Genomic DNA, 342 nt, shown 5'->3' on the forward strand with positions numbered 1-342 from the left:
CAGTCAGACTTAATTTGGTGACATCAATGGTATCGCCATTCACGATGTTGACGGCAGACACGGACAGGATGCCAGTCGCCGCATCGTAAGTCGAGCTTAAAATGCTAGGCACAGCATTGGAGACGGTAATGCCGTTGCCAGTCAGGTCCTGGATGTTGCCACCGGTGATGACGCTGTTCCAGTCGTCTGCTGCGGCGAGGTTGTAAGTCGTGGCGCTGCTGGCGGAAGATGTGCCGTTTTTATTGAGCAAGGCATCCACGGCAGCGATATCGGCACCGGCTAGCGTGAAGATAAAGCTGGTGTCTGATGTGACTTCGACGTTGCCGGTGGTCGAAAGCGTAC

The 342-nt window shown here is 54.7% G+C and carries 1 protein-coding gene; it reads right to left on the bottom strand.

Going from position 1 to position 342, the window contains the following annotated elements; genetic code table 11:
* On the bottom strand, positions 1-342 hold a 342-nt coding region (locus ACO0LD_RS31800; protein WP_423013540.1), incomplete at both ends, for a hypothetical protein.

The organism is Undibacterium sp. Ji83W (assembly GCF_049340385.1).
In the GTDB taxonomy this organism is placed as follows: Bacteria; Pseudomonadota; Gammaproteobacteria; order Burkholderiales; family Burkholderiaceae_D; genus Undibacterium.